The 19,321-nt window shown below is 38.9% G+C and carries 18 protein-coding genes; 4 read left to right on the top strand and 14 right to left on the bottom strand.

Translation table 11 applies throughout. The features are described 5' to 3' along the window. Position 1: 1 nt before the first annotated feature. From MKX29_RS10570 to MKX29_RS10555, 4 genes are all read right to left on the bottom strand, one after another. On the bottom strand, positions 2-1,132 hold the full coding sequence (locus MKX29_RS10570) for an acyl-CoA dehydrogenase (protein WP_224936780.1): 1,131 nt from the start codon (positions 1,130-1,132) through the stop codon (positions 2-4). Between the two features lie 95 nt (positions 1,133-1,227). Beyond that, the gene (locus MKX29_RS10565; RefSeq protein ID WP_341105424.1) at positions 1,228-2,079 is read right to left on the bottom strand and encodes a 3-hydroxybutyryl-CoA dehydrogenase; all 852 of its coding nucleotides are present in this window, start codon (positions 2,077-2,079) and stop codon (positions 1,228-1,230) included. Between the two features lie 22 nt (positions 2,080-2,101). Beyond that, positions 2,102-3,289, bottom strand: a complete 1,188-nt coding sequence (locus MKX29_RS10560; RefSeq protein ID WP_341105423.1) for an acetyl-CoA C-acetyltransferase — start codon at positions 3,287-3,289, stop codon at positions 2,102-2,104. Between the two features lie 242 nt (positions 3,290-3,531). Further along, entirely contained in the window at positions 3,532-5,640 is a 2,109-nt protein-coding gene (locus tag MKX29_RS10555) for a heterodisulfide reductase-related iron-sulfur binding cluster (RefSeq protein WP_224936783.1), read from the bottom strand. 241 nt (positions 5,641-5,881) lie between these two features. Between MKX29_RS10555 and cls the strand changes: the two genes are divergently transcribed. Both cls and uvsE read left to right on the top strand, forming a co-directional pair. Next, positions 5,882-7,099 carry a cardiolipin synthase gene (gene cls / locus MKX29_RS10550; RefSeq protein ID WP_224936784.1) on the top strand — a complete coding sequence of 406 codons (1,218 nt, stop codon included), beginning with the start codon at positions 5,882-5,884 and terminating at the stop codon, positions 7,097-7,099. Between the two features lie 17 nt (positions 7,100-7,116). Continuing rightward, positions 7,117-8,073: a UV DNA damage repair endonuclease UvsE gene (gene uvsE, locus MKX29_RS10545; RefSeq protein ID WP_224936938.1), complete on the top strand. Its 957-nt coding sequence runs from the start codon at positions 7,117-7,119 to the stop codon at positions 8,071-8,073. 187 nt (positions 8,074-8,260) lie between these two features. Here uvsE and MKX29_RS10540 read toward each other — a convergent pair whose 3' ends face one another. From MKX29_RS10540 to speE, 5 genes are all read right to left on the bottom strand, one after another. Continuing rightward, on the bottom strand, positions 8,261-8,512 hold the full coding sequence (locus MKX29_RS10540; RefSeq protein WP_341105421.1) for a hypothetical protein: 252 nt from the start codon (positions 8,510-8,512) through the stop codon (positions 8,261-8,263). A 403-nt stretch (positions 8,513-8,915) separates the two neighbouring features. Next, positions 8,916-10,586, bottom strand: a complete 1,671-nt coding sequence (argS, locus tag MKX29_RS10535) for an arginine--tRNA ligase (protein ID WP_341105418.1) — start codon at positions 10,584-10,586, stop codon at positions 8,916-8,918. Beyond that, positions 10,587-11,027: a DUF1934 domain-containing protein gene (locus MKX29_RS10530; RefSeq protein WP_224936788.1), complete on the bottom strand. Its 441-nt coding sequence runs from the start codon at positions 11,025-11,027 to the stop codon at positions 10,587-10,589. Positions 11,028-11,299: 272 nt separating this feature from the next. Beyond that, positions 11,300-12,172, bottom strand: coding sequence for an agmatinase (speB, locus tag MKX29_RS10525; RefSeq protein ID WP_224936789.1), 873 nt, complete (start codon positions 12,170-12,172; stop codon positions 11,300-11,302). A 12-nt stretch (positions 12,173-12,184) separates the two neighbouring features. Next, positions 12,185-13,012, bottom strand: coding sequence for a spermidine synthase (gene speE, locus MKX29_RS10520; RefSeq protein WP_224936790.1), 828 nt, complete (start codon positions 13,010-13,012; stop codon positions 12,185-12,187). A gap of 420 nt (positions 13,013-13,432) precedes the next feature. Here speE and MKX29_RS10515 point away from each other — a divergent pair, with 420 nt between their 5' ends. Beyond that, positions 13,433-15,511 (top strand): transglycosylase domain-containing protein, encoded by a 2,079-nt coding sequence (locus tag MKX29_RS10515; RefSeq protein WP_341105413.1) that lies wholly within the window; start codon positions 13,433-13,435, stop codon positions 15,509-15,511. A 195-nt stretch (positions 15,512-15,706) separates the two neighbouring features. Here MKX29_RS10515 and MKX29_RS10510 read toward each other — a convergent pair whose 3' ends face one another. Together MKX29_RS10510 and MKX29_RS10505 are read right to left on the bottom strand one after the other, a co-directional pair. Continuing rightward, positions 15,707-16,213, bottom strand: a complete 507-nt coding sequence (locus MKX29_RS10510) for a YwhD family protein (protein WP_224936792.1) — start codon at positions 16,211-16,213, stop codon at positions 15,707-15,709. 18 nt (positions 16,214-16,231) lie between these two features. Continuing rightward, the gene (locus MKX29_RS10505; protein ID WP_341105410.1) at positions 16,232-16,888 is read right to left on the bottom strand and encodes a site-2 protease family protein; all 657 of its coding nucleotides are present in this window, start codon (positions 16,886-16,888) and stop codon (positions 16,232-16,234) included. A gap of 222 nt (positions 16,889-17,110) precedes the next feature. Between MKX29_RS10505 and MKX29_RS10500 the strand changes: the two genes are divergently transcribed. Next, positions 17,111-17,296 (top strand): 2-hydroxymuconate tautomerase, encoded by a 186-nt coding sequence (locus MKX29_RS10500; protein WP_095371543.1) that lies wholly within the window; start codon positions 17,111-17,113, stop codon positions 17,294-17,296. Between the two features lie 378 nt (positions 17,297-17,674). On the opposite strand, the gene MKX29_RS10495 is transcribed toward MKX29_RS10500, so the two are convergent. The 3 genes from MKX29_RS10495 to MKX29_RS10485 all read right to left on the bottom strand — a co-directional run bounded on the left by MKX29_RS10495 (position 17,675) and on the right by MKX29_RS10485 (position 19,318). Further along, positions 17,675-18,475 (bottom strand): hypothetical protein, encoded by an 801-nt coding sequence (locus tag MKX29_RS10495; RefSeq protein ID WP_341105408.1) that lies wholly within the window; start codon positions 18,473-18,475, stop codon positions 17,675-17,677. Between the two features lie 73 nt (positions 18,476-18,548). After that, positions 18,549-18,692 (bottom strand): hypothetical protein, encoded by a 144-nt coding sequence (locus MKX29_RS10490; protein ID WP_341105406.1) that lies wholly within the window; start codon positions 18,690-18,692, stop codon positions 18,549-18,551. A 113-nt stretch (positions 18,693-18,805) separates the two neighbouring features. Next, positions 18,806-19,318, bottom strand: a complete 513-nt coding sequence (locus MKX29_RS10485) for a YwgA family protein (protein ID WP_224936795.1) — start codon at positions 19,316-19,318, stop codon at positions 18,806-18,808. Positions 19,319-19,321: the final 3 nt, after the last annotated feature.

Below are 19,321 nucleotides of genomic sequence, written 5' to 3'. Positions count from 1 at the left end.
GTTAAAGTTGTTTACTGATTACTAGCTTTTGAATTTCACTTGTACCTTCGTAGATTTCCGTTATCTTTGCATCACGGAAATACCTTTCTACAGGATAATCTTCTGTATAGCCATACCCACCAAATACTTGAATCGCATCCGTTGTGACTTCAACAGCTGTTTTAGAAGCAAACAATTTAGCCATTGATGCTTCTTTCCCACATTTTTGACCGTTTTGTCTCATATGAGCAGCACGATAGATTAGTAGTCTTGCCCCTTCAACTGCCGTTGCCATATCTGCTAACTTAAAGCCAATACCTTGCTGGGCTGCAATCGGCTTACCAAATTGGACTCTTTCTTTAGCATAAAGAGTGGCTGCGTCAAGGGCAGCTTCAGAAATCCCCAGGGCTTGGGCAGCAATGCCGATTCTCCCCACATCTAAATTAGACATGGCAATCTTAAAGCCTTCACCTTCTTCACCTAAAAGGTTTTCCGAAGGTACCTCCATATCTTCAAAGCTAAGCTGTAAAGTTCTTGAACCATGAAGTCCCATTTTATGTTCATCTTTTCCGATGACTAGTCCAGGGGTATCCTTGTCAACAATAAAAGCCGATATTCCTTTTGTCCCTAATGCTGTGTTTGTGGAAGCAAAGACAATATAGACATCCGCTTCCCCACCGTTTGTAATAAACACTTTAGAGCCATTGATGATGTATTGATCACCTTTTTTTACCGCTTTTGACTTTAAGCTTCCTGCATCAGAACCTGCACTTGGTTCAGTCAAGCAAAACGCACCCAAATATTCTCCACTAGCTAACTTGGGAACATATTTTTGTTTTTGTGTTTCTGTACCGAAATAAACAATTGGATTCGTACCTACAGATGTATGGACAGATAGAATCACACCAATTGTTGCACTTACTTTAGAGATTTCATTAATAGCAATTATATAGGACATAAAATCCATTTCAGAGCCACCGTATTTTTCCGGAATGGGAATCCCCATTAATCCAAGCTCTCCCATTTTTCTCAAGACTTCCCGTGGAAATTCGCCCGCTTCCATCCTTTCCACATATGGAGCTATCTCAGCTTGAGCAAAATCCCTCACCATTTTTCTCATCATCTCTTGCTCTTCAGTAAACTTTAAATGCATATACTTAACCCCCGATGTCGTCAATTGTATGTGTCTTAGCAAGGTTCAAAACAGATTTTTATCCACTTCGACTAATTATTTAACTTACTTAATTATTAAGCGTATTCGTAAAAACCTTTACCAGTTTTCTTACCTAGCCATCCAGCCTTTACATACTTTCTTAGTAAAGGACATGGACGATACTTATCATCACCGAAGCCTTCGTGTAAAATTTCCATAATATAAAGACACGTATCTAAACCGATGAAATCTGCTAAAGTCAACGGTCCCATTGGATGGTTCATACCCAGTTTCATAACGTCATCGATTGCTTCTTTCGTTGCAACTCCCTCATATAATGTATAGATAGCCTCATTAATCATCGGCATGAGAATGCGGTTAGAAACAAAACCTGGAAAGTCCTCCACTTCTACTGGCACCTTGTTTAATTGTTTCGTCATGTCCTCAATGGCTTGATACACTTCGTCTGTTGTTGCTAAACCACGTATAATTTCGACTAATTTCATGACTGGTACAGGGTTCATAAAATGCATACCAATCACTTTATCGGGACGTTTAGTCGCTGCAGCAATTTCAGTAATCGGTAAAGAAGATGTATTTGATGCTAATATCGTATGTGCTGGCGTAATTTCATCTAGTTGGTTGAATATCTTTGTCTTCACTTCCATATTTTCAACAGCTGCTTCTATCACTAGATCAACCAGTTTTGCATCTTCTAATGAAGTAGAGGGAATCAGATTAGCAAGAACTTTTTCCATTTCTTCTGCTTGCATTCTACCCTTATCTACTTGTCTCGTTAAATTCTTTTTAATCACACTTAATCCGCGGTCTAAAAATTCCTGCTTTAAATCATTTAAATAAACACTGAATCCCGCTTGCGCACAAACTTGCGCGATCCCTGAACCCATTTGTCCTGCACCGATAACCATTACTGTATTGATACTCATTTATTTATCCCCTCCAAGAAAATTATTGTTTGGCCACTTCTATCATTACTGCGTCACCTTGACCTCCACCTGAACAAATCGCAGCAATGCCAATACCGCCACCTCTGCGCTTTAATTCATGCATGAGTGTTAAAATAATCCTTGCACCACTTGCACCAATCGGGTGACCGAGGGCAACCGCACCGCCATTCACATTTACCTTCTCTTCATCTAAATTGGCAATTCTTCCACTCGTTAAGGCAACTGCTGCAAAGGCTTCGTTTATTTCAAATAAATCAATATCATCTAAGCTTTTACCTGTCTTTTTTAATAACTCATTAATGACTAAGCCAGGTGTTTGCGGAAAGTCCTTTGCTTCTACCGCAATTGCTGTATGACCGAGAATTACTGCCCCTATCTCTTTTCCTTCACGCTCTGCCTTTTCTGCACTCATCAGTACAAGGGCAGCCGCACCGTCATTTACACCAGGAGCATTTCCTGCAGTAATACTTCCACCTGGACCAAACGCGGAACCTAATTTAGCTAACCTTTCTAAGGATGTATCTTTCCTAGGCGCTTCATCTTCTGAAACGACGATGCTCTCACCTTTCCTTTGCGGTACTTCAACTGGCACAATTTCTTCAGCTAATTTACCTGATTTAATTGCTTCTGTTGCACGCTGATGACTTCTCAATGCCCATCTATCTTGTTCTTCTCTACTAATGTTGAATGCTTCAGCTGTTTCATTCCCATAAGTGCCCATATGCACGCCAGAAAAGCTGCAAGTTAAACCATCATATGTCATTAAATCCTGCACTTTGCCATCGCCCATTCTTAATCCCCATCTAGCCTTTGGCAGAAGATATGGAGCATTACTCATCGATTCCATCCCACCGGCAACAATGATCTCTTCTTCACCTAGTCTCAAAATTTGATCTGCTAAGGTCACACTTCTCATTCCTGAAGCACAAACCTTATTGATTGTTTCCGTTTTCACTTCCCAAGGTAAGTCAGCTTTTCGCGCCGCTTGCCTTGACGGGAGCTGCCCTTGTCCTCCTTGTAAGACTGAGCCCAAGATTACTTCGCCCACATCTTGCCCAGCAACATTCGCTCGTTTTAGAGCTTCTTTCACAACGATTCCGCCTAAATCTGAAGCGGTGAAAGAGCTTAGCCCACCAGCAAATTTACCAAAAGGTGTTCTTGCACCTGCAACAATGACTGTTTTACTCAAAACTTTCACTCCATTCCTATTTATCTCTTATTCAATTAATTTTCTTTTAGCGAAAGAGGCTATTGACTGAACGCTCGCTCAAAGGATGTCCACAGAAAAGAAGAATTTCTGCAAATATCATGAAAGCGCTTTATTTACTTTATTTTACACGAAAAAAGAGAAGAATTAAAACAATATCCTAAAAATTCATAAAATTTATTTTTACTGAATTTTTATACGTTTCAATTCCTCTCTCCTTATTTCTATGAAGCGAGTGTTTGTTCACCGATAACAGCTTTTTCTAAAAGCTCAGCTACATCATATGTTTGTACATTTTCTTCTACTTCTTTTGCTTTTGTTCCATCTGATAACATCGTTAAGCAATATGGACACCCTGAACTAATAACCGTTGGATTGACCGCTAATGCTTGTTCCGTACGTGAAACATTAACACGATTGCCTGTTTCTTCTTCCATCCACATTAATCCACCACCAGCACCGCAGCACATTCCCTTTTCGCGATTTCTCTCCATTTCAATTAGTTTCACACCTGAAATCGATTTTAAAATTTCACGAGGTGGATCATATACTTCGTTATAGCGTCCTAGATAACAGGAATCATGGAAGGTAATCGTTTCTTCTACGGCATATTGTGGTTTTAACACACCGTCCTTCACCAATTTCGCTAATACTTCTGTATGGTGGTATACCTCGGCCTTAAGCCCAAAGTCTGGATATTCATTTTTAAAGATATTATAAGCATGTGGATCGATTGTTACGATTTTCTTCACTTCATTTTTCTCAAACTCTTCGATATTCTTTGTTGCTAACTCTTGGAATAAGAACTCATTCCCTAGACGTCTTGGTGTATCACCTGAGTTCTTTTCTTTATTGCCAAGGATAGCAAATTTAACTCCTGCCTCATTCAAAAGACGAGCAAAGGAAAGGGCAATCTTTTGGCTACGGTTATCATAAGAACCCATTGCTCCTACCCAGAACAGATACTCATAAGATTCATCTGCTTTCTTCATTTCTTTCACTGTAGGAACATGTACATCTTCACGAAGACTTCTCCAATCTTCTCGCTCTTTCCTATTTAGTCCCCATGGATTTCCTTGACGTTCAATATTCGTCATCGCACGTTGTGCATCGGCATCCATTTTACCTTCTGTTAAAACAAGATATCGGCGTAGGTCAATAATTTTATCTACATGTTCGTTCATAACTGGGCATTGGTCTTCACAATTACGGCAAGTTGTACATGCCCATATTTCTTCTTCTGTAATGACTTCTCCAATCAAACTCGGACTATAAGCGAGACTCGCTGCCGCCTCTTCAGCTCCCTCTGCCCCAGCTGCTAAAGCAATTTGATTTCCCTTCGTATTCGAAAAGGCAAATGTCGGTACCCATGGTTGTTTTCTAGTCACCGCTGCCCCGTGGAATGTTAAATGGTCACGCAACTTAATGATAAGATCCATCGGAGAAAGCATTTTACCTGTTCCAGTCGCCGGACACATATTTGTACAACGACCACACTCAACACAAGCATAAAAGTCGATCATTTGTAATTGCGAAAACTCCTCAATATGTCCAACACCAAATGTCTCTTGTGATTCATCTTCGAAATCGATTGGTTTTAACTTTCCTGGGTTATCTAATCTATTGAAATATACATTTACTGGTCCTGCAATCAAATGAGCATGCTTCGATTGTGGAATATAGACTAGGAAAGCGAGTAGGAATAATAAGTGAATCCACCAAGAAACATAAAAGACTACAATAGAAGCTGTTTCACCAATCCATGATAAGGCGATGGCGAAAAGCGAAGCGACCGGTTCGGTCCATACAGGGTCATGTCCGTGCCAAATCATCGACATGCCATTTCCTAATAAAACAGATAACATCAAGCCGCCAATAAAAATTAAAACAAGCCCTGATTTAAAACCTCTTTTTAAACGAACAAGCTTTTCAACATATCTTCTGTGAAATGCCCAGATGACGGCAACCAAAATCATTAAAGTAACGATTTCTTGGAAAAAAGTGAATCCTGGATACAACGGACCTAATGGAAGATGTGATCCAGGCGATATTCCTTTGATAATAAAATCGATTGCACCAAACTGTACTAAAATAAAGCCATAGAAGAACATGACGTGGATAGCGCCACTTTTTTTATCCTTTAAAAGCTTTTTTTGTCCAAATACATTGACCCAAATTTTGTTCATACGCTCTTTGACATTATTGTCAAATGCCGTTTTCTTTCCAAGCTTAATGTACTCATATCTGGTCTTGAGCAAATAAGCAAACAAACTAAGTGCGTAAGCGATTACAAGAACGGTCGCAATAAGGTTAACCCATAATAATGCATTCACGTGTGTTCTACTCCTTTCTCGTCTAATCCATGTGTATAAGAAGATTATTCAATGTAAAAAGAAAATTTTATCGTATTAAAATTTTCTGAATTTAAATCTTAGTTCCATTATATAATGAATGAGCATTCAGTCAACTACTTTTTATTTATTTTATCCTTTTTTCTTCAGTCAATAAAAGCGATAATAGAATAGGTCTCTATGGAGATACTATTTAAACATACTGTTTTGGGAGATGATCAACTTGACAATCCTTCTTTCTGTTGCGGTCATCTTGCTGATTGCTATCGTATTTATTTTTCTTCTGTGGGTCGATTATGCCCTTGGTCGTAAAAAACATTTAAAAACAGTCAGCCGAATGAACCCCTCCCCCGCTTTCGCTAACTTTGTCCTTTTTGCGGACGGACCTTCATTATTTGATGATTATTTTACGGAGTTAAAAAAAGCAAAACACCATATCCATATTCTCTTTTATATTGTTAAAGACGAAGGAATAGGACAGGAATTTTTAACTATCTTAAAGCAAAAAGCAAATGAAGGTGTAGAGGTACGTCTGCTATTAGATTGGGCAGGTAGTTTACCGATTATTCTGAATTTTAAACTCAAAAAAGAGTTACGATCTCATGGTATTCAATTAGCCTTTGCCCATACACCTACGTTTCCCTTTCTATTTTACAACGTACAAGCAAGAAATCATAGGAAAATTTCTGTAATTGATGGAAAAGTAGGATATTTAGGTGGATTTAATGTAGGCCCTGAGTATATAAACCTTGACCGTAAACTCACACCATGGCGAGACTACCATTTAAAAGTAAGTGGAGAAGGTGCACATACTTTACAAAGTGTTTTCCTACAGGATTGGGCAGATGCTAGCAACCAACTAATAAGTAAAACTGAAAAGTATTTTCCAGAAGATATAACAAAAGGCAGTGTACAACATCAGTTTAAAGTGACTGATGGCGCATTCTTGAAAGAGGAATATATCACACTGATTGAAAATGCTGAACAATTCATTGAAATTGGTACACCCTATTTTATTCCCGGTGTAGAAGTAATGCAGCATCTATTGTCCGCATTAACAAGAGGGGTAAAAGTAACGATTATGATTCCCTATACGAGCGACCACTTTCTTGTCAAAGAAGCTTCCCATCGTTACTTACGTCCATTACTGAAGGCAGGGGCAGAAGTGTATGAGTATAAAAAAGGTTTTTATCATGCAAAAGCAATGATCGTCGATGAAGTGGCTGTTGTCGGAACAGCTAATTTTGATAAAAGAAGCTTCTTTCTTAATGATGAAATAAATTGTTATAGTAAGGAGCCTCATTTTCATAAAGAACTAAGTGAAGTATTTCATAAGGATTTAGCCTATGCAGAAAAACTACAATATCAAGATATTTCTGGTTTCAACCTGAAGAGGCAAGGGAAAGAATTATTAGCACGATGTGTAGATCTCTTTTTATAAGGAGCCGATAACTATTGATTTCAATACGTTTCGGGTATGTATCTCATGCGATTACATTATGGGATGCCTCCCCTGCAAAAACACTTACTTACGCCCGCTATCAACAATTAAATGCTCATGAAAGATTAGATAAACTCAAGGAAATTACTGCACTTAATCTTGCTCACACAAGGCGAATGGTTCATTATAATATTGCTCATGAAATCCCATTATACCGATTATCAAGTTCGATCGTGCCACTTGCGACACACCCTGATGTGAAATGGGATTTCCAAACTCCATTTAAGGACGAGTGGCATGCATTAGGTAAATTAATTACAGACCATCAATTACGGGTAAGCTTCCATCCTAATCAATTTACTTTGTTTACTTCTCCAAGACAAGGAGTGACAGAGAATGCCGTGACTGATATGCAGTACCATTATGACATGCTACAAGCAATGGGTCTAAGCGATACCGCAATTATTAATATACATATAGGCGGTGCTTACGGTGATAAGGAAACCTCACTAGAACGTTTCGAGAAAAACCTTAAAACTTTACCCACTCATATCAAGTCGAGAATGACGTTAGAAAACGATGATAAAACCTATAATGCCGAGGAAACACTTGCTGTATGTGAAGAAGAAAAGGTGCCAATGATTTTTGATTATCATCACCATATGGCTAATCTCGTGGACATTCCTTTAATAGAATTATTGCCTCGCGTGTTTCAAACATGGAGCCATATTGGTTTGCGACCAAAAATTCATGTGTCTTCGCCTAAGTCAGATAAAGCCTACCGATCACATGCTGACTATGTAGATTTCCAATTTGTTAAGCCACTGCTCTCGACTCTCCATGAAATAGGACAAGATGTTGATTTAATGATTGAAGCGAAAGCAAAGAACTTAGCCTGTTTACAACTTGTTGAAGATGTCGCTAGCATTCGCGGGGTAAAGCGTGTTGGTGGTGGAACGGTTGAATGGAAATAGCGGATAAGACAATATATACTCTGATGCATACCGATAAAAATAAAAGAACCTAAAGTAGACTAATGATCTTATTTATCTGCTTTAGGTTCTTTCTATGTGTAATGATAGAAATGCCATGTAAAAACTTAATAACATCCTCCCCTTTCTTCTGTCTTTTACTGCGGAGACATAACTTACGCGCAATTCTTCATCTTCTCCCTTTGTTCTTTTGCGCGCAAACACGACTTACGCGCAATTCCTCTCCTCCTCCCTTTACCTTTTGCGTGCAATCATAACTTACGCGCAATTCTTCATCTCCACCCTTTGTCTTTTGCGCGCAAACACGACTTACGCGCAATTCTTCTCCTTCTCCCTTTGTCTTTTGCACGCAAACATAACTTACGCGCAATTCTTCATCTCCTCCCTTTACCTTTTGCGTGCAAACACGACTTACGCGCAATTTTTCTCCTTCTCCCTTTGCTTTTTGCACGCAAACACAACTTAGTTACTCTATTGAATCGAGGTGAATCTTTCAATATTTTGAAAATTACTAACTTCAGATTTTATAAAGAGGTGGGAATGATAGCGTTATTTAGTCTACCAGCATCTACTTCCTTTTTCGGTTAAGGAAATCTACCTGTAGTTTCCCCATCCTAATATAAAATAAGGTCATATTTGGTCATGATAGATAATCCTCTACAGTGCAATTCGCTTCGCACCTCTTGATATTTATGAAACTTTTTAATTCTCCTCTATTACTACTCTGCAAGCAACCAACAAAGCCTGAATATATTGTGTGAATCTATTTTTATTTCAAGAAAAAAAGCGCCCACTACATGAGTGGGACGCTTGCTGTACGGCACTTACATTTTTTCAGGAGCTGATACACCGATCAATGCTAATGCATTTTTCAATGTTGTTTGTACCGCTTTAATTAGCGCTAGTCTTGCTTTTGACTTTTCAGGCTGTTCGCTATCTAAAACTTTTTCAGCATTATAGAAGCTATGGAAAGTAGATGCTAAGTCAAAGATATAATTGGTAATTCGATGAGGCATGCGCTTCTCAGCTGCTTCAGCTACCGCTTGTGGAAATTCGCCAATTTTCTTCAATACATCTAGTTCTTTTTCTGCTCCGATTAATGATAAGTCAGCTTGGGCGTCAAGAACTAACCCTTGTTCTTCACCTTGTCTTAAGATGCTCGAAATACGCGCATGTGCGTATTGTGCATAATATACTGGGTTCTCGTTAGACTGTGATACAGCTAAATCTAAATCAAAATCTAAATGAGTGTCCGCACTTCTCATCGCGAAGAAATAACGAGTCGCATCTAAACCGACTTCCTCTACAAGATCACGCATGGTTACTGCTTTACCTGTACGTTTACTCATTTTCATTTTCTCGCCATTTTTATATAAATGAACGAGCTGAATAATTTCAACTTCAAGGGCATCTTTACTATAGCCAAGTGCTTGAATGGCAGCTTTCATACGCGGGATATAACCATGATGGTCTGCACCCCAAACGTTAATAATTTTTTCAAAGCCACGCTCTAATTTATCTTTATGATAAGCAATATCTGGTGTTAAATACGTATAGGAGCCGTCATTTTTAATCAAAACACGATCTTTGTCATCACCGAAAGTAGTAGAGCGGAACCATGTCGCACCATCTTCTTCGTATATATGACCATTCTCTTTTAATGCTTCCAATGCACGGTCGATTTTTCCATTATGATAAAGTGAAGTCTCTGAATACCATACATCATAAGGAACACGGAAATCTTCCAAGTCATTTTTTAATTTTTCCATTTCATATTTCAGACCATACTCACGGAAAGTGTCAAAACGCTTTTGGGCATCGTAATCGACATACTCATTACCATGTTCTTTAGCAAGTGTTTTACCGATATTAATAATATCTTCCCCATGATAACCGTCTTGCGGCATCTCTTTTTCCATACCTAACGCTTGGAAATAACGGGCTTCTACAGAATAAGCGAGATTATTAATTTGATTGCCGGCATCGTTAATATAGTATTCACGCGTAACATCATAGCCTGCCTTCGCTAGAATGTTGGATAATGAATCACCAACAGCTGCCCCGCGCGCATGCCCTAGGTGTAAATCACCTGTTGGATTAGCAGATACGAACTCTACTTGAACTTTTGTGCCATTACCTACATTAGTTTGACCGTAGGCTTCATCTGCTTCTAACACGGTAGGAATTAAGTTCGTTAAGTAACGATTATCCATGTAAAAATTCAGAAATCCTGGCCCAGCGATTTCCATCTTTTCAATCGAAGCTTTTGATTGATCAAAGTGAGTAATGATATCTTCAGCAATCATTTTTGGCGCTTTTTTTGCCACTCTTGCAAGTTGCATTGCCATATTTGTAGAATAATCACCATGCGTTTTGTCTTTTGGTATTTCTAGAATAACATCAGGAATTTGTCCCTCTTCAGCTAAGCCAGCTTTTATGACCGCTTGTTTAATTTCCTGTTTCAAATTGTGTTGCACCTGTTCAACGATATTCACTCAGTTTTCCTCCTCAAATGCGATGGTTAGATGATAGGTTCCTGCTTTAGCTCCTTGCATGTTTAAATCATACATCAAATCAATAGAGCCAGTGCTTGTCTCTTCTTTAAACTCATGCACCATTCTCTTCGTTAAAGTTTTTAAATTAAATACACCATATGGGGTCGTATAATTGCCTCTTAAAGACTGATGCATTTTAAATGGCAAGCGCATTTTTATCGAACCACTTCGTAAGATTAAACCGTCATCCTCAGTCATTTTTACAATGGTTTTCACCATGCCTACATCCATCTCTTCTTCATATTGAAGATATCTAGCATTTCCTTTTTTATAGTATCGACCAACCGCCGTTAATTCAAAAGTATCCTTACTATTCCCATCATGGATGGTCGTTTTCACATTTATTTTTACAGGAATTTGATCATCTAAAACTTTCGACAATCCCTCCACATCCTTTTATACCGTTTCAAACGAAATTTCTATAACCTTATTAGTATAAAACAAATTAATGTTATCTTCCAGTCATGAATAATTATACAATAACAACTTTGACCACTAGTATACCACGGGCGTCCACAGGACTTTTCTGATGAAAAGCGTATGATGAAGCTTTTCACGTAGTTTGTATTTTTGAACTAAACACAAGATATCACACAAAACCAAATAAAAAACGAACAAATTCTCCAATAATAGAATTTGTTCGCATCATCAATTTATTTCACCCAACCTAAAATCATTTCACGAATAAGCTTACTAGCTGTATTGGCAGTTTGTTCTGATGGGTCATAAATGGGTGCCACTTCAACTAGGTCACATCCAACCACATTCACATTGGCACGAGCAATTTCATGAATAGAGGCTAAAAGCTCCTTAGAAGTAATGCCTCCAGCATCCACAGTACCTGTACCCGGCGCATGTGCAGGATCAAGGACATCGATGTCAATTGTCACATAGACAGGACGACCAGCTAATTGTGGCAAAACTTCCTTCAAAGGTGCTAACACTTCAAATTTAGAAATATGCATCCCTACTTCTTTAGCCCATTGAAACTCTTCTTTCATACCAGAACGAATCCCAAATGAATAGACGTTTGTTGGACCAATGAGATTCGCCGCCTTCTTGATTGGTGTGCTATGAGAAAGTGGTTCGCCTTCGTAATCGTCTCGTAAATCTGTATGTGCATCCATATGGATAATCGCTAAGTCAGGGTATTTCTTATACATCGCCTTTATGACTGGCCAGCTAACTAAATGCTCCCCACCCATACCAATAGGGAATTTATTATCTGCAAGTAGTCCGTCAATGTATTCCTCTATCATATCGATACTTTTTTGCGGGTTTCCAAATGGTAATGGAATATCTCCTGCATCGAAAAACTTCACTTCTTCTAGTTCCCGATCTAAATAAGGGCTATACTCTTCAAGGCCGATGGACACTTCTCTTATTCTTGTTGGGCCGAATCTTGAACCAGGACGATAGCTGACTGTCCAGTCCATTGGCATCCCATATATAACAGCACTGCTGTCTTCATAATGCGGATGACTTTTAATAAACACATTTCCTGAATAAGCTTCATCAAAACGCATAGAGAGTCCTCCTTATTCCACTAAATCTTGAACAAATTTTGGTAGTACAAATGCAGCCTGATGTAGTTCTTTTGTATAATATTTCGTCTCAATTTCGTGGAAACGCTCTTCTTCCACTTTTAGTGGATCGTGCTTTTTCGAACCGATAGTGAATGCCCATAATCCACTAGGATAAGTAGGGATATTCGCCACATACAGACGTGTAATTGGGAAAATTTCTTTTACATCCTTTTGAACATTGCGGATTAAGTCTGCTTTAAACCACGGATTATCTGACTGCGCTACGAATAAACCATCTTCCTTCAATGCTTTAGCAATACCTGCATAGAAACCTTTAGTAAATAAGTTAACTGCCGGACCCACTGGTTCTGTTGAATCGACCATAATAACGTCATATTCGTTTTCACTTTCAGCAATATGCATGAAGCCGTCGCCCACTTTTACTTCTACACGCGGGTCTTCAAGCTTTCCTGCAATTTCTGGCAAGTATTTTTTCGAGAATTCAATAACCTTCCCATCAATATCTACAAGTGTCGCTTTTTTCACGCTAGGGTGCTTTAACACTTCACGAATAACGCCTCCGTCTCCACCACCGACAACGAGGATATTCTCAGGGTTTGGGTGAGTAAATAAAGGCACATGAGCGACCATTTCATGATAAACAAACTCATCCTTCACAGAAGTCATGACCATATCATCAAGAAGAAGCATATTGCCCCACTCTTCTGTTTCTACCATGTCTAGCTTTTGAAAATCTGTCTGTTCCGTATGTAAAGTTCGATTCACCTTCATCGTGATACCGAAGTTCTCTGTTTGTTTTTCAGTAAACCAAATGCTCATTATTCTTCAATCCTTTCTATTAGAAAAAGTGCCTCATTTAACCTTATCGTTCCCGAAAAGCAAAATGACAAACATGAGAAAAGTATAGAGGATTCTAGCAAAATTGCAAGTGAAAATTTTGTTAAAAAGCAGATACCCGTTAAAAAGAAGAGTGGGCTAATAGAATCTTCGCACTCATTCATTATGAAATCGGACCCGTCTTTGACTTTTTGGCTATATGATTGAACCGATTTAGGTGTTTGATGACCTGACTTTCTCTTTTATGTTCATGGCTTTGACTTTACTATTCATGTTTGACCCATTCCGGGGGTTTCATGCAGCCTTTAGAGATTCGTGTAATCACAAATATGCATGTTTAAAATACCCTATAGTTTTCAATACTATATGTAAACGAAGCACATTAAAATGGGGGTGGTATATGTGGAAATCATGACAAATCAGCGCTTTAGAAATGCAGGTAAATATTTGCGAGCACTCGTCATTTGTAGCTTAATAGGTTCAGCGTTAGTGGTCTGCCTGCTCATCGGTATTTTCATTTATGCCAAAATTTTAGGTCCACCACCACTTGCCGTACCACAATCCACTTTATATATGGCAAGTGACGAATCTATTATTGGTGAAAGTCACACAGGGGAGAAAAGGTATTGGGCAGATATTACTGATATTTCCCCAGATTTAATTCATGCGACGATCGCGATTGAGGACCAGAGTTTCTATGAACATCATGGCTTTGATTATAAAAGAATTGCTGGCGCCTTGCTGGCAGACCTAAAAGCAATGGCAAAGGTACAAGGTGCGAGTACAATTAGTCAGCAATACGCTAAAAACCTTTTTCTCGATCAAGATAAAACGTGGACAAGGAAAATAAAAGAAGCGTTTTATACCCTAAGAATAGAAATGAGTTACACAAAAGAGCAAATACTAGAAGGCTATTTAAATACAATCTATTACGGTAACAGGGCTTACGGTGCACAAGCAGCTAGTCAGTTTTATTTTGGAAAAGATGCAGCTGATTTAACTTTAGCCGAATCCGCTATGCTCGCAGGTATTCCAAAAGGACCAAGTGCCTACTCACCTCTTGCCTCATTTGAGAAAGCGAAACAAAGGCAAAAGTTAATCTTAACTTCTATGGTAGGGAATCAATATATTACGAAAAAGGAAATGGCAAATGCTTTTAATGAAGAGCTTACTTTCGTTGGTGAGCATCAATATTACGTGAACACTATTGCCCCCTACTTTCAGGATGCAGTCAAAGCTGTACTAAAATCTCAATTAGACCTTGATGAAAGAATGATTGAACTTGGTGGATTACGAGTTTACACAACACTAGATCGCCAAAAACAAGAGATAGCAGAGAAAACAATTGAAGAAGTGATGACAGAAGATACTTCAATGCAAGTCGGGCTCGTATCAATGAATCCTAAAAATGGACATGTAGAAGCCATGGTTGGAGGAACAGATTATGAAGAGAGCTCATTTAATAGAGCTTTACAAGCGATTAGACAGCCTGGATCTACGATGAAGCCCCTTTTATATTACGCGGCCATTAAACAAGGATTTACACCAGCATCAACAGTAATGAGCAAACCTACTACTTTTCGGTTTGACGATGGACAATCAACCTATGCACCTCATAATTATAATAATAAGTATGCAGATGGAGATATAACGATGGCGCAGGCACTAGCGCTCTCGGATAATATATATGCTGTGAAAACCCACCTTTTTTTAGGTGAAGAAACGCTCGTTAAGACCGCTAAAGATTTTGGTATTCAGTCTAAGATGGCCAAAGTCCCTTCACTCGCCCTGGGTACATCCGGATTAAGAGTAACAGAGCTTGCCAATGCATACAGCATGTTGGCTAATGGTGGGAAGCGTACTGACCCTGTTTTTATAACAAGAGTTGAGGATTATAAAGGCGATGTCCTTTACGAGGCTAAGGGATCAAATGAGCAAGTATTAGATGAGGATACAGCTTTTGTCGTAACAGAGATGATGACGGGCATTTTTGATCAGACATTAAATGGATATGCTAGTGTGACTGGATCTACTATTAGCAATCAACTCACAAGACCATACGCAGCAAAATCTGGTTCGACGGAGACTGATAGCTGGATGGCTGGATTCTCTCCCCAGCTCGTTACTGCTGTATGGACAGGTTACGATGATAATCAAACGATCGACCTTGTGAAGGAAAAGGCGTTTGCAAAGGAAATTTGGGGGAATTATATGGAAGATGCCCACCAGGGACTTCCAATTCGCCAGTTCACACCAACAAAGAATACAGTAGGCGTTTATGTTGAACCTTCCACTGGCAAACTAGCAACAGAAAATTGCCCTGCCAAACGTCTTACCTACTTTATTAAGGGAACCGAACCAACTGAATACTGTTCGCTTCACCTGCCTGAATACCATGCAGAGGAAAAACAAATAGAGAAAGAGCCAACCCCTAAGGAGAAAAAGCCTTGGTACAAGAAGATATTACCATGGACTTCATAATTCGCACACAAACATGACAATAGTAGAAATAATGAAAAACCTCGACAGTAGCTGCCGAGGTTTTTCGTGTCCTAGTTCTATACAGTGCTTCGCACTAATATTAAGTTTACTTTTTTTATCCACTTGAAGCAATACTTTGTAAATTCCTTCAATAAACTGTCACAAATACGCCACAATTATGGCTGAATTTGTCTCTTATGCTTGCAAATCTGTTTTTAGTTGTTCTGATGATCTCTCCCACATACCTGCATCATAATCTTGTAGGAATTTTGCTAATACTTCTTTAGATGAAACATCCATATGATCCACGATTACTTGACCTTTAATTGATTTATCCATTCGATTCACATGTTCAGGAAGTGACTTATACCCTCTTCTAATTGATCGATCAACTGTAAACTCACAAGCTGTTACACCCGCATAATACGTACCTTCTTCCCCACGTTCTACCGTTACCCAGATTAACCAGTACGGCTTTCCATTAGGGACTTCTTCTTTTGTCTTTAAAAACTTAATGCCTTTTTCCTGTGGGCTGCGGGCATGCATTGCCCCAACCTCGATTGAAGCCTCTTTTTCATTGACATCTATAATAACCGGCGAAACATTATCTAAACTAAAAGCACCGGCCCCGAATCCACCATGCCCCTCGGTTGGGTCACTTTTAATAATATTAAACTCCATTTTTTTCTTATTCTCTGCCATTTGAAACTCCTCCTTCATCTATGATTTCACAAATAATGTATAAAAGAATGCGCTTAGGTTTTCCATAATCGCTGGAAGTAATGTATTCAGGATAGGGCTAATCGTATATTGACTGAGCGGTGTAATCACAAGGATGAGAAAAATAAGACCTCCATAATTCTCAATTGACGTCATCTTCGCTCGCCAATCATTTGGTACTAAATCTGCAATCACCCGATAGCCATCTAAAGGCGGCAAAGGGATTAAATTAAATATGAAAAGAAGCATATTTAGACCAATAAAAATATTGAGAAACGCGAGCAACGACTCCGGCACTGTATAACCATTTCCAATTAACCAATACCATAAACCTAAAGCAAATGTAGCCAAAACAAAATTACTCAATGGACCAGCTAAAGAAACACATACACCAGCAAGCCTCGGATTTTTAAAAAAGAAGCGGTTAACAGGGACTGGTCTCGCCCACCCAAAACCCGCTATAAAAATTAAGAGTGTCCCAATTGGATCTAAATGACTAATGGGATTCAACGTCAATCTGCCTTGATTTTTTGCCGTTGGATCACCAAATTTATAGGCGACCCACGCATGGGCAAGCTCATGAAGAGTGAAGGCAATAATTAACGTGATAGCTACATAGGGAATATCCCTAAGTGGATAGGCTAAGAATTGTTCCACACTTTAATCCCCTTTTTTAACTCATGAATGAGTGTTTTATACCTTTTCATTAACCATATGTAAACCTTATCTTTGTCATACATATTAAAGTATAACGCATCATTCCTGCAATAAGGAAATCATGCGCTACTATAAATTTGCTTGTCTAAATGAAGAAAATATGGAAAACTTAAAATAATCGTTGTTCAGAAACAGCGCGAATTCATTTAGGAGGAAGAACTTATGCCATACGTAACTGTTAAAATGCTTGAAGGACGTACAGAAGATCAAAAGAAAGCACTCGTAGAAAAAGTCACAGTAGCCGTGAGCGAAACAACAGGTGCTCCAAATGAAAAAATCACTGTATTTATAGAAGAAATGAGCAAGAACCATTATGCTGTTGGTGGCAAGCGTCTGAGCGACCAATAAAATACAAGATTGAAATATATCGGCACTGACAATGTTAGTTATTCGTTGGTGCCGGTTATTTTTTTTGTGTTCCTGGTGAATTCCTTCATTTAAGATTCTCTATTGTTCTTGTACACTATTATTGATTTTGCCTAGGTTCTTCATATCAGAATTTCCTCTCGGATCCTTTTTTTCACTCATTTTCGGCCGAATCCAATCAAATTTTCGCTCCGCCTTCCGGATCCCATTAGATTTAAGAGAACTACGCAATTCTGAGGGAAATACAACGTTTTCTTTTCAGACATGAAGAAACTTCCCAGGGTGAGGATAAGCCGGAACAAATTAAATTTTATGCGCGTAAGTAAGAGCGTAAAAATACAGCATGAGATATGTGTATTTTTACGATTTAGTTGTGCTCTCATCTCCTTTATTCTTTCTGATTGACTCGCAAACTTCATTTATGAAGCGCTCAGCTCCTTTTCTCTTTCTGAGTGACTCACAAACTTCTTTTGCGAAGCGTTCATTCTCTTTACTCCTACTGAGTGACTCGCAAACCTCATTTGCGAAGCGCTCAGTTCCTTTTCTCTTTCTGAGTGATTCACAAACCTCAGCTGCGAAGCGCTCATTCTCTTTTCTCACCTTGAGTGACTCGCAAACCTCATTTGCGAAGCGCTCATTCTCTTTTCTCACCTTGAGTGACTCGCATACTTCATTTACAAAGCGCTCATTCTCTTTTCTCACCTTGAGTGACTCGCAAACCTCATTTGCGAAGCGCTCACTCTCTTTTCTCACCTTGAGTGACTCACAAACTTCATTTACAAAGCGCTCATTCTCTTTTCTCACCTTGAGTGACTCACAAACTTCATTTACAAAGCGCTCATTCTCTTTTCTCACCTTGAGTGACTCACAAACTTCTTTTGCGAAGCGCTCATTCTCTTTTCTCACCTTGAGTGACTCGCAAACCTCATTTGCGAAGCGCTCATTCTCTTTTCTCACCTTGAGTAACTCACAAACCTCATTGGCGAAGCGCTCATTCTCTTTTCTCACCTTGAGTGACTCACAAACTTCATTTGCGAAGCACTCATTCTCTTTTCTCACCTTGAGTGACTCGCAAACCTCATTGGCGAAGCGCTCAGTTCCTTTTCTCTTTCTGAGTGATTCACAAACCTCAGCTGCGAAGCGCTCATTCTCTTTTCTCACCTGAGTGACTCGCAAACCTCATTGGCGAAGCGCTCAGTTCCTTTTCTCTTTCTGAGTGACTCACAAACTTCATTTACAAAGCGCTCATTCTCTTTTCTCCTACTGAGTGACTCACAAACCTCATTTGCGAAGCACTCAGTTCCTTTTTTCTTTCTGAGTGACTCACAAACCTCATTTGCGAAGCACTCAGTTCCTTTTCTCTTTCTGAGTGACTCACAAACTCTAATCCATCAAAACAGAAGCACTCAATTTTTATTACCGATTAAGTCACGTAATATCATTTCCACACGAGCATAAATATAAACAACCTCAATATGAAAAAGGCCGCTCCTATGATAGGATAGCGGCTTTTGTATTTAAGGCATCGATATAGTGATAAGCTTGGTTAATCTCTTCTTCTGTATATCGTTGTTTGCTTTTGAGCGTGAAGATCTTTTCCTTTACTTCTTCTTTAGGCAGTTCCTCGAAGTATAAGACAGTGGATACTAGCTCTAGAAATCTTGCTGATTGTTCATTCATATCAACGAGACAGTCTTTTAAATGAGGCATATTTACTTCATTTAATTCTAGAAATTCTGTTCCCGATTCGGTTAGTGTATAACGATATTGATAGTATCCACCTTTTTTTTCCTTAATTTCATTCAAGAATCCCATATTGCATAGTTCTTCAATACGAAGAGTGAGTTCTTCTGAATAAGGTCCATAAAAGTGAAAGGCAAATTTCTCATGAAAAGGATAATTGATTTTTTTTGCAATGTAAATCATTTTTTGTAGCTTTTTACGGCCGACAATTTCATCCGAGGCAGCAATGGCATGAATGATTTTTGCATGGTCTTTCAGCACATT

Origin of the sequence: Cytobacillus sp. FSL R7-0696 (assembly GCF_038006865.1) — a bacterium.
Lineage (GTDB): Bacteria > Bacillota > Bacilli > Bacillales > Cytobacillaceae > Cytobacillus > Cytobacillus kochii.
This window is presented reverse-complemented; position numbering and strand designations above follow the sequence as displayed.

What these genes read in the sequence shown, in the direction of transcription:
- MKX29_RS10570 (WP_224936780.1), bottom strand. Translation starts at nt 1,132, where the DNA reads ATGCATTTAAAGTTTACTGAAGAGCAAGAGATGATGAGAAAAATGGTG.
- MKX29_RS10565 (WP_341105424.1), bottom strand. Translation starts at nt 2,079, where the DNA reads ATGAGTATCAATACAGTAATGGTTATCGGTGCAGGACAAATGGGTTCA.
- speB (WP_224936789.1), bottom strand. Translation starts at nt 12,172, where the DNA reads ATGCGTTTTGATGAAGCTTATTCAGGAAATGTGTTTATTAAAAGTCAT.
- speE (WP_224936790.1), bottom strand. Translation starts at nt 13,012, where the DNA reads ATGAGCATTTGGTTTACTGAAAAACAAACAGAGAACTTCGGTATCACG.
- MKX29_RS10510 (WP_224936792.1), bottom strand. Translation starts at nt 16,213, where the DNA reads ATGGCAGAGAATAAGAAAAAAATGGAGTTTAATATTATTAAAAGTGAC.
- MKX29_RS10500 (WP_095371543.1), top strand. Translation starts at nt 17,111, where the DNA reads ATGCCATACGTAACTGTTAAAATGCTTGAAGGACGTACAGAAGATCAA.